Below are 13,650 nucleotides of genomic sequence, written 5' to 3'. Positions count from 1 at the left end.
CCCGCGGCTGCCCCGCGCAGCCGCGCCGTTGTTCCAAGCCACGAGTAGGGTATTCGGCCGGTTCGTCCGGCCGCCTTTTTTTCCGTTCCCGCCCGGCTTCGCGCCGCGCTTTGTTTTCCCGCTCTGACTTGCCCGCCACACGGGGAGAAGACGTCAGCCACGCCGCCAAGGAGATCGACCATGGGTCCGTCCACCTGGCGCCGCAGCCTGACCGCCGCTCTCCTGGCGTGTCTGCCGTTCGGCGCCTTCACTGCCACCGCTTCCGCACAAACGCCAAGGGAAGTCCGCCTGGACTACGCCTACTACGCGCCCACCAGCCTGGTGCTCAGGCACTTCGGCTGGCTGGAGCAGGCGCTCGAACCCCAGGGCACCGAGGTGCGCTGGGTGTTCAGCCAGGGCAGCAACCGCTCGCTGGAATACCTCAACGCCGGCAGCACCGACTTCGCTTCCACCGCGGGGCTGGCCGCGGTGCTCAGCCGCGCCAATGGCAGCCCGCTGAAGACCGTCTACATCGCCTCGCGCCCGGAATGGACCGCGCTGGTGGTGCCCAAGGACTCGCCGCTGAAATCCCTGGCCGACCTCAAGGGCCACAAGGTGGCCGCCACCAAGGGCACCGACCCCTACCTGTTCCTGTTGCGCAGCCTGCAGAGCGTCGGCCTGGGCAAGGGCGACGTGGAGATCGTCCACCTGCAGCACCCCGATGGCCGCACCGCGCTGGAGCGCGGCCAGGTGGACGCCTGGGCCGGGCTCGACCCGCACATGGCGGCCAGCGAGCTGCAGGCCGGCTCGCGCCTGCTGTACCGCAACGTGAACTTCAACAGCTACGGCGTGCTCAGCGTCACCGAGCGTTTCGCCAACGAGCAGCCGCAGCTGATCAAGCAGGTCATCGGCGCCTACGAGCGGGCCCGCCACTGGGCCATCGAGCATCCGGAGGAGACCGCCAGGCTGCTGGCCGAGGAGGCCAAGCTGCCGCTGGAAGTGGCCAGGCTGCAGCTTTCGCGCACCGACTTCAGCCAGCCGCTGCCCGGCGCCGAGCAGGTCGCCGCGCTCAAGGCCGCCGCGCCCATCCTGGTGGACGAGCAACTGGTGCGCCCCGGCACCGACGTGGCCAGGGTGGTGGACCAGTTGATCGACCCGCAACTGGCCGGCGAGGTCATCGGCAAGCAGCCCCTGGCCAGGGCGGAGTGAACCATGGGCGTGCCGAGCCAGCCCCTCGACCTGGGCCGTAGCCGCCGCCTGGCCCTGTCGCTGCGGCCGCGCCCGCTGCGCTGGCGGGCCTGGGTGCTGCCGCTGCTGCTGTGCGCCGCGCTGGAACTCGCGGTGCGCGCCGGCTGGCTGGCGGAGAACCAGATGCCGGCGCCCAGCAGCGTCGCGCTCACCCTCTGGCAACTGGCCCATGGCGAGCTGTGGCAGCACATCGGCGCCAGCCTGGCGCGGGTGGCCAGCGGCTTCGCCATCGGCTCCTTCGCTGCCCTGCTGATCGGCACCTGGGTCGGCCTCAGCCAGCGCGCCGAGGCCTACCTGGAGCCGAGCTTCCAGGCCCTGCGGGCCATTCCCAGCCTGGCCTGGGTGCCCTTGCTGCTGCTCTGGCTGGGCATCGACGAGACGCCCAAGGTGGTGCTCATCGCCCTCGGCGCCTTCTTCCCGGTGTACCTTGCGCTGGTCGCCGGCGTGCGCGGGGTGGACCGCAAGTGGGTGGAGCTGGGCCGGCTGTACCACCTGTCGACCTTCACCCTGGCGCGGCGCATCCTCCTGCCGGCGGCGCTGCCGAGCCTGTTCACCGGGCTGCGCGGCGCCCTCAGCCTGAGCTGGATGTTCCTCGTCGCCGCCGAGCTGATCGCCGCCACCCGCGGCCTGGGCTACCTGCTCAGCGACGGCCGCGAAACCTCGCGGCCGGACATCGTCATCGCCGCCATCCTGGTCCTGGCCGTGCTCGGCAAGCTCAGCGACGGCCTGCTCAAGGCCGTGGAACGCCGCGCCCTGGCCTGGCGCGACAGCTTCGAAGGCCTGGAGGGCAAGGCATGAGCGCGCTGCTGGAACTCAACAACATCCGCAAGAGCTTCGACGGCCTGCGCGTGCTCGACGACGTCAGCCTGGCGCTGGCGCCGGGGGAGGTGGTCAGCCTGCTGGGCCCCAGCGGCTGCGGCAAGAGCACCCTCCTGCGCATCGCCGCCGGCCTGGACGCCGACTTCGCCGGGCAACTGCAGCGCAACCCGCTGCTGGGCTTCGGCCCGGACGGCGAGAGCGGCCGCGGCGGCGGCATCGGCGTGGTGTTCCAGGAGCCGCGCCTGCTGCCCTGGCTGACGGTGGCGCAGAACGTCGGTTTCGCCGACGGCTGGCTCGCCGACGACCAGCGCATCGCCCGGCTGCTGCGCGACGTCGGCCTGGAAGGCAAGGGTGGCCTGCTGCCCAAGCAGCTCTCCGGCGGCATGGCCCAGCGCGCGGCCATCGCCCGCGGGCTCTACGGCCGGCCGCAGGTGCTGCTGCTGGACGAGCCCTTCAGCGCGGTGGACGCCTTCACCCGCCTGCGCCTGCAGGACCTGATCCAGCAACTGGCCCTGGAATACGACATCAGCATCCTGCTGGTCACCCACGACCTCGACGAGGCCTTCTACCTGGGCGACCGCGTACTGCTCCTGGGCGGCGCCCCGAGCCGCCTGCGCCGCGAGTTCCCGGTGCCCCTGCAACGCCCGCGCGACCGCCGCGCGGTGGAGCTGGCGTACCTGCGGGGAGAGGCGCTGACGGAGTTGCAGCATTCCCACGTGATCTAGACGTCGCGCTGTTCGTAGGAGCGAGGGGGACGCCTGGTTCTTGTTCGCGAATTGGCGTTTGCTGGTGGCCTAGGTGCTGGGTTCAAGAGCGCCCTCTCCCCAGCCCTCTCCCTGAAGGGAGAGGGGGCTTGTCCGTGCCAGCGGGAAGGTCAGATTCAGCCGGATAGCCGAGATTGCCGGCTGACTCAGGAATACCAAAGCACTCCGAACGGTCCCCTCTCCCTTCAGGGAGAGGGTTAGGGAGAGGGAGCGGAATCTCCCCAGAACACCGCTGCCACAAGTAACTCCCGTTCGCGAGCAAGCTCGCTCCTACACTCTTTATTCAAGTTATAAGCAAATGAATAAATAACATTTATTGGAATATCAAAACCCCTGTTAAGGTCTATGCACGTTGGTTAGCGAGCCGGCTTCAAGTCGGCTCTTTCAGTTATAAGGAAGCGTGCAATGTATGTGGTGACCCTCGCCGGCAGTCCGAGCCAGCGCTCCCGTTCCGCGGTCCTGCTGGACGTTGCCCGCCGGTGGCTGCATGAGCGTGGGGTGGAGGTGCGCGCCTACCAGGTGCGCGACTTCGCCGCCGAGGACCTGCTGCATGCCCGCTTCGACAGCCCCCAGGTGCTGGAGCTGCTGGAGCAGGTGGCGCGGGCCGACGGCCTGGTGATCGCCACCCCGGTGTACAAGGCCTCCATCGCCGGCGCCCTCAAGGTGCTGCTGGACCTGCTGCCCGAGCGCGCCCTGAGCCACAAGGTGGTGCTGCCCCTGGCCACCGGCGGCAGCAACGCCCACATGCTCGCCGTGGACTACGCGCTCAAGCCGGTGCTGGCGGCGCTGAAGGCCCAGGAGATGCTCCACGGCGTGTTCGCCGAGGATTCGCAGATCGCCTACGCCACGGCTGATGCGCCGGCGCAGCTGGAGCCGGCCCTGGAGCGGCGCCTGCTGGAGTCCCTGGAACAGTTCCACGGCGCCCTGGCGCGGCGGCCCCGGCCGATCGACCCGAACCTGCTCAGCGAGCGGTTGCTCAAGGCGCGCTGGAGTATTTGAGAGAGGCGGCTGCAGGCGGCAGGCGGCAGGAGAAAAGCGTGGAGCGCTACCGAGCCCCGAATCGGCAGGTGGTGCGAGCGTTGGATGACAAAAACACCAGGTCCTCAGCATCCCGCCAACGGGAGCGCAGGTCCGGCGAGCACACAACGACAAAGGAGCATGCAATGCGCAACCTCACTTTGCGTGGTGGACTGGCGGCCCTGCTGATCGCGGCCCTGGCCCACGGCGCCCAAGCCGAAGAACGACCCGGTACCCTGCGTATCGGCTACCAGAAGTACGGCACCCTGGTGCTGCTCAAGGCCCGCGGCACGCTGGAGAAGCGCCTGGCCGAGCAGGGCGTCAAGGTGCAGTGGACGGAATTCCCCGGCGGCCCGCAGCTGCTGGAAGGGCTGAACGTCGGCAGCATCGACTTCGGCGTCACCGGCGAGACGCCGCCGGTGTTCGCCCAGGCCGCCGGCGCCGACCTGGTGTACGTGGCCAACGAGCCGCCGGCGCCCACCAGCGAGGCCATCCTGCTGCCGAAGGACTCGCCGATCAAATCCGTGGCCGAGCTCAAGGGCAGGAAGGTCGCCCTGAACAAGGGTTCCAACGTGCACTACCTGCTGGTGCGCGCCCTGGAGGAGAACGGCCTGAAGTACAGCGACATCCAGCCGGTGTACCTGCCGCCGGCCGACGCCCGCGCCGCCTTCGAGCGCGGCGCCGTCGACGCCTGGGTGATCTGGGACCCGTACCAGGCCGCCGCCGAGAAGCAGCTGCACGCCCGCACCCTGGTCGACGCCCGCGGCCTGGCCGACAACCACCAGTTCTACCTGGCCACCCGCACCTACGCCAAGGAGCACCCGCAGGTGCTGACCACCCTGGTGGAAGAAGTGCGCTCGGTGGGCGAGTGGTCGCAGAAGAACCCCGAGCAGGTCACCGAACAGGTCGCCCCGCTGCTCGGCCTGCCCGCCGACATCACCCTCACCGCGGTCAAGCGCCAGGGCTACGGTGCGCAGTTCATCACCCCCGAGGTGGTGGCCAAGCAGCAGAAGATCGCCGACGCCTTCACCCAGCTGAAGCTGATTCCCAAGGCGCTGAGCATCAAGGACGTGGTCTGGACGCCGCCGGCGGACAGCAAGGCCAAGGTGGCCCAGGCGCAGTAAGCGTTCATTGGGTTCCCGCGTTCGCGGGAACCCAGCGACTTCACCCGATTCCGACACCCCATCATCGCGCGGCTACGCCACGCCGGCGCGCTCAATCTGGAGTTATAGCGATGAGCCTCAACATCTTCTGGTTCCTTCCCACCCACGGCGACGGCCATTACCTTGGCACCGCCGAGGGCGCCCGCGCGGTCGACCACGGCTACCTGCAGCAGGTGGCCCAGGCCGCCGACCGCCTCGACTTCGGCGGCGTGCTGATTCCCACCGGGCGCTCCTGCGAGGACTCCTGGCTGGTCGCCGCCTCGCTGATCCCGGTGACCCAGCGCCTGAAGTTCCTGGTGGCGCTGCGCCCGGGGATCATCTCGCCGACCGTGGCTGCGCGCCAGGCAGCGACCCTCGACCGTCTGTCCAACGGCCGCGCGCTGTTCAATCTGGTGACCGGCGGCGACCCGGACGAGCTGGCCGGCGACGGCCTGCACCTGAACCACGAGGAGCGCTACGAGGCCTCCGTTGAATTCACCCGCATCTGGCGCCGCGTGCTGGAAGGCGAGACCGTCGACTACGACGGCAAGCACATCCAGGTGCAGGGCGCCAAGCTGCTCTACCCGCCGATCCAGCAGCCGCGCCCGCCGCTGTACTTCGGCGGCTCCTCGGAAGCCGCCCAGGACCTCGCCGCCGAGCAGGTCGAACTGTACCTGACCTGGGGCGAGCCGCCGGCCGCGGTGGCCGAGAAGATCGCCCAGGTCCGCGAGAAGGCCGCCAAGCAGGGCCGCAGCGTGCGCTTCGGCATCCGCCTGCACGTGATCGTGCGGGAAACCAACGAGGAAGCCTGGAAGGCCGCCGACCACCTGATCAGCCACCTCGACCAGGACACCATCGACCGCGCCCAGGCCTCGCTCGCCCGCTTCGACTCGGTGGGCCAGCAGCGCATGGCCGCCCTGCACGGCGGCAGCAAGGACAACCTGGAAGTCTCGCCCAACCTCTGGGCCGGCGTCGGCCTGGTGCGCGGCGGCGCCGGCACCGCGCTGGTCGGCGACGGCCCGACCGTGGCCGCGCGGGTGAAGGAATACGCCGAGCTGGGCATCGACACCTTCATCTTCTCCGGCTACCCGCACCTGGAAGAGTCCTACCGCGTCGCCGAACTGCTGTTCCCGCACCTGGACCTCGCCCGCCCGCAGCAGCCCGAAGCCCGCGGTTACGTCAGCCCCTTCGGCGAGATGGTGGCCAACGACATCCTGCCCAAGCAGCAGGCCGCGCAGAGCTAAGTCGACCCCGTAGGAGCGAGCTTGCCCGCGAACCCCGCGAGCAACCCGGAGAAGCACAAGACATGAAGACAAATACTCTCAACCAAGTGGCCCAGCGCCTGGCGCCCTGGGCCCTGCCGGTGGCCCTGGTGCTGGTCTGGCAGGTGGCGGTGGAGGGCGGTTTCCTCTCCAGCCGCATCCTGCCGGCGCCCAGCGCGGTGGTCGAGGCCGGCTACCAGCTGGTGAAGAGCGGCGAGCTCTGGCAGCACCTGGCGATCAGCACCTGGCGCGCCGCCATCGGCTTCGTCATCGGCGGCTCCATCGGCCTGGCCCTGGGCCTGGTCACCGGCCTGTCGAAATGGGGCGAGCGCTTCCTCGACAGCTCGGTGCAGATGATCCGCAACGTGCCGCACCTGGCGCTGATCCCGCTGGTGATCCTGTGGTTCGGCATCGACGAGTCGGCGAAGATCTTCCTGGTCGCCCTCGGCACCCTGTTCCCCATCTACCTGAACACCTACCACGGCATCCGCAACATCGACTCCGGCCTGCTGGAGATGGCGCGCAGCTACGGCCTGTCCGGCTTCGCCCTGTTCCGCCAGGTGATCCTGCCCGGCGCGCTGCCGTCGATCCTGGTGGGCGTGCGCTTCGCCCTGGGCTTCATGTGGCTGACGCTGATCGTCGCCGAGACCATCTCCGCCAGCTCCGGCATCGGCTACCTGGCGATGAACGCCCGGGAGTTCCTGCAGACCGACGTGGTGGTCCTGGCGATCCTGCTCTACGCCGTGCTCGGCAAGCTGGCCGACCTCGCCGCCCGCGGCCTGGAACGCGTCTGGCTGCGCTGGCACCCGGCCTACCAGGCCAAGGGAGGTGCGGCATGAACGCCCTCAGCACTCCGCAGAACCTCAAGCAGGGCATCCCGCTGGCGCTGAACGGCGTGGTCAAGCGCTTCGGCGAGCGCGAGGTGCTCAAGGGCATCGACCTGCGCATCCCGGCCGGCCAGTTCGTCGCCATCGTCGGCCGCAGCGGCTGCGGCAAGAGTACCCTGCTGCGCCTGCTGGCCGGCCTCGACGCCCCCAGCGACGGCCAGCTGCTGGCCGGCTCCGCGCCCCTGGAAGAGGCCCGCGAAGGCACCCGTCTGATGTTCCAGGACGCCCGCCTGCTGCCGTGGAAGCGGGTGATCGACAACGTCGGCCTGGGCCTGTCCGGCGACTGGCGCAAGCAGGCCCTGGAAGCCCTGGAAGCGGTGGGCCTGGCCGACCGCGCCCGGGAGTGGCCGGCCAGCCTGTCCGGCGGCCAGAAGCAGCGCGTGGCCCTGGCCCGCGCGCTGATCCACCGGCCGCGCCTGCTGCTGCTGGACGAGCCGCTGGGCGCGCTGGATGCGCTGACCCGCATCGAGATGCAGCGGCTGATCGAGAACCTCTGGCAGCGCCACGGCTTCACCGTGCTGCTGGTCACCCACGACGTCAGCGAGGCGGTGGCCGTCGCCGACCGGGTGATCCTCATCGAGGAAGGCGAGATCGGCCTGGACCTGAACGTCGACCTGGCCCGCCCGCGCTCCCGCGGCTCGGCGCGCCTGGCCGCGCTGGAGGCTGAGGTGCTCGACCGCGTGCTGGCATTGCCGCCGCTGCCGCCCGAGCCGGAACCCGTATCCCCACTGCCCACGCAACTGCGCTGGGCGCTCTGATCCACCGTTCATCCGTGCACTACCGACATTCCCCATAGGAGAAACGCCATGACCATCAAAGCCATCAACGTCCGCAACCAGTTCAAGGGCACCGTGAAGGAAATCCTCGAAGGCCCGGTGCTCTCGGAAATCGACGTGCAGACCGCCGCCGGCATCGTCACCTCGGTGATCACCACCCGCTCCGTGAAGGAGCTGGAACTGGCCGTGGGCAGCGAAGTGATCGCCTTCGTGAAATCCACCGAGGTGTCCATCGCCAAGCTGTGAGGCGGGGAGGGCGGCGTTTGCGCTGCCCTGGGTGCGAAAAAAAGGCGGACGCCCCTGTGGCGCGTCCGCCTTTTTCTTTGCCGGCGCGCTCTACATCAGCGCCTGGCGCCGCGCCGCCATGTGCGCGAGGTAGTCGATCAACTGGTCCAGCTCGGTATCGTCGAGGGTTTCCGGGGCGAAGCCGGGCATCTTCGCCTGGGGCCAGCGGCGCAGGCTCTGCGGGTCGCGGATGTAGGCGTGGAGGTAGTCCCTGGCGAAGTACTCGGTGGGGCTGTGGGGCTGGTTCAGGTCCGGGCCGAACTGGGCGTCGCCGGCGCCGTTCAGGCGGTGGCAGGCCAGGCAGTGCTTCTGGAACAGGGCGAAGCCGGCCTGCACGTCGGGGCTGGCGTCCTTGGCCGGGAGCAGGGCCGGGAAGCGGATTTCCACCGAATCCAGCACGCGCAGGCTGCTGACCTGGAAGGGCCATTGCTCCGGGCCGATGGCCGAGGCCTGCGGGTCGGTCCAGACCAGGTAGAAGGGCCCGGCCGAAGGCTTGTCCTGGCCCAGCGGCGGCCAGGGTTTCTTTTCGTCTTCGATGGCCAGCCAGGCCCGCGCGCCGTCCTTCTGCAGCAGCGGCGCGGCGGGCAGCTCGGCGGCGAAGCCGTCCAGCGCCACGGCCTGCACGTGGGCGCGGCCGTCCACGCCCTCCAGCAGCGCCGCCAGCGGCACCGCGCGGTAGTGCATGGTGCGCTTGTAGGCCACGTCGTCCTTGATCTCGATGTTGCGCGCCTGGGCGTTGCCCAGCAGCTCGGCGCTGCTCAGCGTGCGCGTGCCGGCGGGCAGCTCCAGGGTCAGTTCGGCGGCGAATACGGTGGGGCAAAGCAGGATCAGCAGCGACAGGATGAAGCGCATGGGCGGGCTCCAGCGATGGGCTGCGCAAACATAGCAGAGGATGCCGACGAACGGCACTGCCACCTGCGCTGCGAGGGCGCGGCCCCTCGGGCGACGCCGGCTTCGCAGCGGCAGGCGGACGGTTGGCTAGCCGACCAGGCGACTGAGGTTGGGGATGATGAGCACCACTGCGGTAACGAAGACGATCAGGCTGGCCTGCCGCCATTTCTTCGGTTGTTGATCCATCATGATGTTCCCGCCTTTCTTGTTGTTGGCCCGCTCCCGCGCGCTCATACGGCCCGGCGCCGGGTGGCTGTGGCCTTGGCTTGGCATACCGGCCGCTCCGGCAAGACCCGGCAGCGACGTCCCATAGGTACTGCGAAATTTCAGTCTAAGCCCCGGCTGGCGCGGGCTTAGACGATCTGGCAGCAAATCCTATGGTTCCAGGCATATTCCATCTATATGACAACGCGGTGACGGCTCTGGCTCGCGGCCCGACCGCTCATCCGACCGCCCGTCGGGGCGCCGCCCAGAGCGGTGCGCCAGGCGACCGCCGGTCGGCGCGGCTGAGCGCGGGGGTCAATCCGCCTGAGCGATCCGGTCATTGCCGGCCGCCGCCGCGCGGTTAAGGTAGGCCGACACGCTGCCTGCGTGACCTCCACGCCAAGAGAGCACTCCCAAGAGAGAACGCCATGACCGAAGCATTGATTTACGACGCGGTGCGCACGCCCCGCGGCAAGGGCAAGAAGGACGGCGCGCTGTACAGCGTCAAGCCGGTGGACCTGATGGCCGGCCTGCTGCGCGAAGTGCAGCGGCGCAACCAGCTGGACACCGCACAGGTCGACGACATCGTCCTGGGCTGCGTGACGCCGGTGGGCGACCAGGGCGCCGACATCGCCAAGACCGCCGCCCTGGTGGCCGACTGGGACGAGCAGGTGGCGGGCGTGCAGATCAACCGCTTCTGCGCCTCGGGCCTGGAGGCGGTCAACCTGGGCGCCATGAAAGTGCGCTCGGGCTTCGAGGACCTGGTGCTGGTGGGCGGCGTGGAATCCATGTCGCGCGTGCCCATGGGCTCGGACGGCGGCGCCTGGGCGCTGGACCCGCAAACCAACCTGCACACCAGCTTCGTGCCCCAGGGCATCGGCGCCGACCTGATCGCCACCCTGGAAGGCTTCAGCCGCAGCGATGTCGACGCCTTCGCCCTGCGCTCCCAGCAAAAGGCCGCCAAGGCCCGCGCCGAGGGGCTGTTCGGCAAATCCCTGGTGCCGGTGACCGACCAGAACGGCATCGTCATCCTCGACCACGACGAATTCATCCGCGCCGACTCCAGCCTGGAAGGCCTCGGCGCGCTCAAGCCGAGCTTCGAGATGATGGGGCAGATGGGCTTCGACGCCACCGCCCTGCGCAAGTACAGCTACGTCGAGCGCATCGAGCACGTGCACACCCCGGGCAACAGCTCGGGCATCGTCGACGGCGCCGCCGCCATGCTCATCGGCTCCGAGGCCAAGGGCCGCGAGCTGGGCCTGAAGGCCCGCGCGCGGATCGTCGCCACCGCGGTCACCAGCAGCGACCCGACCATCATGCTCACCGGCCCCGCGCCGGCCACCCGCAAGGCCCTGGCCAAGGCCGGCCTGCGGGTGGACGAGATCGACCTGTTCGAGGTCAACGAGGCCTTCGCCTCGGTGGTGATGAAGTTCATGAAGGACATGGGCGTGCCGGAGAGCAAGGTCAACGTCAACGGCGGCTCCATCGCCATGGGCCACCCCCTGGGCGCCACCGGCTGCATGATCCTCGGCACCCTGCTCGACGAACTGGAGCGGCGCAACCTGCGCTACGGCCTGGCCACCCTCTGCGTGGGCGGCGGCATGGGCATAGCCACCATCATCGAACGCGTTTAAGGATCGATCATGGGCTACTGCGCTCGGCCATGCTGCGTTGGAAATTCTCCGGGAATGCTCATTGGCTGCAGCCAACTCCGCTTGCCGAAGAATTTCCGCCTTGCCTGACCTTCGCTCGTGACGCCCCTGAAGCGATCCCCCACCCTGGGAAGAAGATAAAAATGACCGAAGCCATCCGCTACGAAAAGGGCCAGGACAACATAGTCGTCCTGACCATGGACATGCCCGGCCAGAGCGCCAATACCATGAACGGCACCTACCGCGAGGCCATGGCCGCCACCGTCGCCCGCCTGGAGGCCGAGAAGGATTCCATCGCCGGCGTCATCCTGACTTCCGCGAAGAAGACCTTCTTCGCCGGCGGCGACCTCAACGAACTGATCAAGGTCACCAAGGCCGACGCCCCGGCCTTCTACGCCGGCATCCTGGTGCTCAAGGGCCAGCTGCGCCGCCTGGAGACCCTCGGCAAGCCGGTGGTGGCCGCCATCAACGGCGCGGCCCTGGGCGGCGGCTGGGAAATCTGCCTGGCCTGCCACCACCGCATCTCCCTCGATGAAAGCCACGTGCAGCTGGGCCTGCCGGAAGTCACCCTGGGCCTGCTGCCCGGCGGCGGCGGGGTAGTGCGCATGGTACGCCTGCTCGGCCTGGAGAAGGCCCTGCCGTACCTCGCCGAAGGCAAGAAGGTGCGCCCGGAACAGGCGCTCAAGGCCGGGCTGATCCACCAGCTGGCCTCCAGCCGCGAAGACATGCTGGCCAAGGCCCGCGAATGGATCGCCGCCAACCCCAACGCCAAGCAGCCGTGGGACACGGCCGGCTACAAGATCCCCGGCGGCACCCCGTCCAGCCCGAACGTGGCGCAGATGCTGGCCATCGCCCCGAGCGTGCTGCGCGACAAGACCAAGGGCTGCTTCCCGGCGCCGGAGAAGATCATGTGCGCCGCGGTCGAAGGCGCCCAGGTGGACTTCGACACCGCGCAGCTGATCGAGGCGCGCTACTTCACCGAGCTGACCACCGGCCAGGTGGCGAAGAACATGATCGGCACCTTCTGGTTCCAGCTCAACGAGATCAACGCCGGCAAGTCGCGCCCGCAGGGCTACCCGCAGCAGCAGACGAAGAAGGTCGGCGTGCTCGGCGCCGGCATGATGGGCGCGGGCATCGCCTACGTCTCGGCCGCCGCCGGCATCGAGGTGGTGCTCAAGGACGTCTCCATCGAAGCGGCGGAGAAGGGCAAGGCCTACTCGGCCGCGCTGCTGGAGAAGACGGTCGGCAAGGGCCAGATGACCGCCGAGAAGCGTGATGCCTTCCTCGCCCGCATCAAGCCGAGCGCCAGCGAAGCCGACTTCGAGGGCTGCGACCTGATCATCGAGGCGGTGTTCGAGGACCGCGCGCTCAAGGGCAAGGTCACCGCCGCCGCCGAGGCCGCCGCGCTGCCCGACGCGGTGATCGCCTCCAACACCTCGACCCTGCCGATCACCGGCCTGGCCCAGGCCGTGGCGCAGCCGCAGAAGTTCATCGGCCTGCACTTCTTCAGCCCGGTGGACAAGATGCCGCTGGTGGAAATCATCCGCGGCGAGAAAACCGACGACGCCACCCTGGCCCGCGCCTTCGACTACGTATTGCAGATCAGGAAGACGCCGATCGTGGTCAACGACAGCCGCGGCTTCTTCACCTCGCGGGTATTCGGCACCTTCACCAACGAAGGCCTGGCCATGCTCGGCGAGGGCGTGCCGGCGGCGATGATCGAGAACCAGGCGCGCCAGGCCGGCATGCCGGTGGGCCCGCTGGCGATCAGCGACGAGGTCTCGCTGAGCCTGATGAGCCACATCCGCGAGCAGACCCGCAAGGACCTGGAGACCGAAGGCAAGGCCCTGCCCCAGCACCCGGCCTTCGCCGTGGTCGACCTGATGCTCAACGAGTACAAGCGCCCGGGCAAGGCGGCCGGCGGCGGCTTCTACGACTACCCCGCCAACGGCAGGAAGCACCTGTGGCCGGAGCTGAAGCAGCGCTTCGAGAAGCCCGACGGGATGATCCCGGCCGAGGACGTGCGCGACCGCATCCTCTTCGTCCAGGCCATCGAGACGGTGCGCTGCGTGGAGGAGGGCGTGCTGCTGTCGACCGCCGACGCCAACATCGGCTCGATCTTCGGCATCGGCTTCGCCGCCTGGAGCGGCGGCGCGCTGCAGTTCATCAACCAGTACGGCCTGCAGGACTTCATCGCCCGCGCGCAGTACCTGGCCGAGCAGTACGGAGAACGCTTCGAGCCGCCGGCGTTGTTGCTGGACAAGGCGTTGCGCAACGAGACCTTCTGAATGGGTTTGGTGTAGGAGCGAGGGGGACGCCTAGTTCTTGCTCGCGAATGGGAGTTACCTGCGGCAGCGGTGTTCTGGGGGAACTCCGCTCCCTCTCCCTAACCCTCGGCTGCGCGCCCCGCCCTGAAGGGAGAGGGGACCGTTCGGTGTGTGCGGATGCTCTTGAGTTAGCCGGACACGCCGGCGGTTTCAGGTTGAGGCCATTCCTTCTCTTGGCACGGACAAGCCCCCTCTCCCTTCAGGGAGAGGGCTGGGGAGAGGGGACGGAGCAACCGGAAACACCATGGCCGCCGGCGAGCACCATTCGCGAGCAAGCTCGCTCCTACGAAAAGCAAAAGCCAAAGCAGGGAATGCGACGCCCCCCGAAACCGCCCCCACCACCGGTTTTTTCTTCCCCACGACCCCCGTAGGATGGCGTTGAGCGCAGCGAAACCCA

General features: G+C 68.8%; 12 protein-coding genes. 11 read left to right on the top strand and 1 reads right to left on the bottom strand.

Annotation, left to right across the window (positions count from 1 at the left end; translation table 11 throughout):
* Positions 1-180: 180 nt before the first annotated feature.
* From IG194_RS01185 to IG194_RS01145, 9 genes are all read left to right on the top strand, one after another.
* Complete coding sequence (locus IG194_RS01185; RefSeq protein ID WP_141679867.1) at positions 181-1,188, top strand: aliphatic sulfonate ABC transporter substrate-binding protein; 1,008 nt, start codon at positions 181-183, stop codon at positions 1,186-1,188.
* Positions 1,189-1,197: 9 nt separating this feature from the next.
* Positions 1,198-2,025, top strand: coding sequence for an ABC transporter permease (locus IG194_RS01180; protein ID WP_058491018.1), 828 nt, complete (start codon positions 1,198-1,200; stop codon positions 2,023-2,025).
* A complete protein-coding gene (locus tag IG194_RS01175) occupies positions 2,022-2,771 on the top strand; it encodes an ABC transporter ATP-binding protein (protein ID WP_009618802.1) in 750 nt (249 codons plus the stop codon). Before IG194_RS01180 ends, IG194_RS01175 begins: the two co-directional genes overlap by 4 nt.
* Before the next feature lie 444 nt (positions 2,772-3,215).
* Positions 3,216-3,809, top strand: coding sequence for an NADPH-dependent FMN reductase (gene ssuE, locus IG194_RS01170; protein ID WP_058490181.1), 594 nt, complete (start codon positions 3,216-3,218; stop codon positions 3,807-3,809).
* Positions 3,810-3,973: 164 nt separating this feature from the next.
* Positions 3,974-4,951 (top strand): sulfonate ABC transporter substrate-binding protein, encoded by a 978-nt coding sequence (locus tag IG194_RS01165; protein WP_058490180.1) that lies wholly within the window; start codon positions 3,974-3,976, stop codon positions 4,949-4,951.
* Positions 4,952-5,061: 110 nt separating this feature from the next.
* Positions 5,062-6,213: an FMNH2-dependent alkanesulfonate monooxygenase gene (gene ssuD, locus IG194_RS01160; RefSeq protein ID WP_058490179.1), complete on the top strand. Its 1,152-nt coding sequence runs from the start codon at positions 5,062-5,064 to the stop codon at positions 6,211-6,213.
* 62 nt (positions 6,214-6,275) lie between these two features.
* The gene (gene ssuC, locus IG194_RS01155) at positions 6,276-7,070 is read left to right on the top strand and encodes an aliphatic sulfonate ABC transporter permease SsuC (RefSeq protein ID WP_009618809.1); all 795 of its coding nucleotides are present in this window, start codon (positions 6,276-6,278) and stop codon (positions 7,068-7,070) included.
* Positions 7,067-7,876 (top strand): aliphatic sulfonates ABC transporter ATP-binding protein, encoded by an 810-nt coding sequence (gene ssuB, locus IG194_RS01150; RefSeq protein ID WP_058490178.1) that lies wholly within the window; start codon positions 7,067-7,069, stop codon positions 7,874-7,876. Before ssuC ends, ssuB begins: the two co-directional genes overlap by 4 nt.
* A gap of 48 nt (positions 7,877-7,924) precedes the next feature.
* The gene (locus IG194_RS01145) at positions 7,925-8,140 is read left to right on the top strand and encodes a TOBE domain-containing protein (RefSeq protein ID WP_009618813.1); all 216 of its coding nucleotides are present in this window, start codon (positions 7,925-7,927) and stop codon (positions 8,138-8,140) included.
* Between the two features lie 90 nt (positions 8,141-8,230).
* Here IG194_RS01145 and IG194_RS01140 read toward each other — a convergent pair whose 3' ends face one another.
* A complete protein-coding gene (locus tag IG194_RS01140) occupies positions 8,231-9,031 on the bottom strand; it encodes a c-type cytochrome (protein ID WP_058490177.1) in 801 nt (266 codons plus the stop codon).
* A 671-nt stretch (positions 9,032-9,702) separates the two neighbouring features.
* On the opposite strand from IG194_RS01140, the gene IG194_RS01135 reads away from it, so the two are divergent.
* The gene (locus tag IG194_RS01135; RefSeq protein ID WP_058490175.1) at positions 9,703-10,908 is read left to right on the top strand and encodes an acetyl-CoA C-acetyltransferase; all 1,206 of its coding nucleotides are present in this window, start codon (positions 9,703-9,705) and stop codon (positions 10,906-10,908) included.
* A 161-nt stretch (positions 10,909-11,069) separates the two neighbouring features.
* Entirely contained in the window at positions 11,070-13,214 is a 2,145-nt protein-coding gene (locus IG194_RS01130; protein WP_058490174.1) for a 3-hydroxyacyl-CoA dehydrogenase NAD-binding domain-containing protein, read from the top strand.
* Positions 13,215-13,650: the final 436 nt, after the last annotated feature.

Origin of the sequence: Pseudomonas sp. ADPe, assembly GCF_014843515.1 — a bacterium.
Classification (GTDB): domain Bacteria; phylum Pseudomonadota; class Gammaproteobacteria; order Pseudomonadales; family Pseudomonadaceae; genus Pseudomonas; species Pseudomonas citronellolis.
The sequence above is the reverse complement of the archived record's forward strand: the minus strand, read 5'-3'. Positions and strand labels throughout refer to the sequence as shown.

Bases quoted from the DNA above. Each gene is read 5' to 3' on its own strand.
- IG194_RS01185 (WP_141679867.1), top strand. From the start codon at position 181: ATGGGTCCGTCCACCTGGCGCCGCAGCCTGACCGCCGCTCTCCTGGCG.
- IG194_RS01175 (WP_009618802.1), top strand. From the start codon at position 2,022: ATGAGCGCGCTGCTGGAACTCAACAACATCCGCAAGAGCTTCGACGGC.
- ssuE (WP_058490181.1), top strand. From the start codon at position 3,216: ATGTATGTGGTGACCCTCGCCGGCAGTCCGAGCCAGCGCTCCCGTTCC.
- IG194_RS01165 (WP_058490180.1), top strand. From the start codon at position 3,974: ATGCGCAACCTCACTTTGCGTGGTGGACTGGCGGCCCTGCTGATCGCG.
- ssuD (WP_058490179.1), top strand. From the start codon at position 5,062: ATGAGCCTCAACATCTTCTGGTTCCTTCCCACCCACGGCGACGGCCAT.
- ssuC (WP_009618809.1), top strand. From the start codon at position 6,276: ATGAAGACAAATACTCTCAACCAAGTGGCCCAGCGCCTGGCGCCCTGG.
- ssuB (WP_058490178.1), top strand. From the start codon at position 7,067: ATGAACGCCCTCAGCACTCCGCAGAACCTCAAGCAGGGCATCCCGCTG.
- IG194_RS01145 (WP_009618813.1), top strand. From the start codon at position 7,925: ATGACCATCAAAGCCATCAACGTCCGCAACCAGTTCAAGGGCACCGTG.
- IG194_RS01140 (WP_058490177.1), bottom strand. From the start codon at position 9,031: ATGCGCTTCATCCTGTCGCTGCTGATCCTGCTTTGCCCCACCGTATTC.
- IG194_RS01135 (WP_058490175.1), top strand. From the start codon at position 9,703: ATGACCGAAGCATTGATTTACGACGCGGTGCGCACGCCCCGCGGCAAG.
- IG194_RS01130 (WP_058490174.1), top strand. From the start codon at position 11,070: ATGACCGAAGCCATCCGCTACGAAAAGGGCCAGGACAACATAGTCGTC.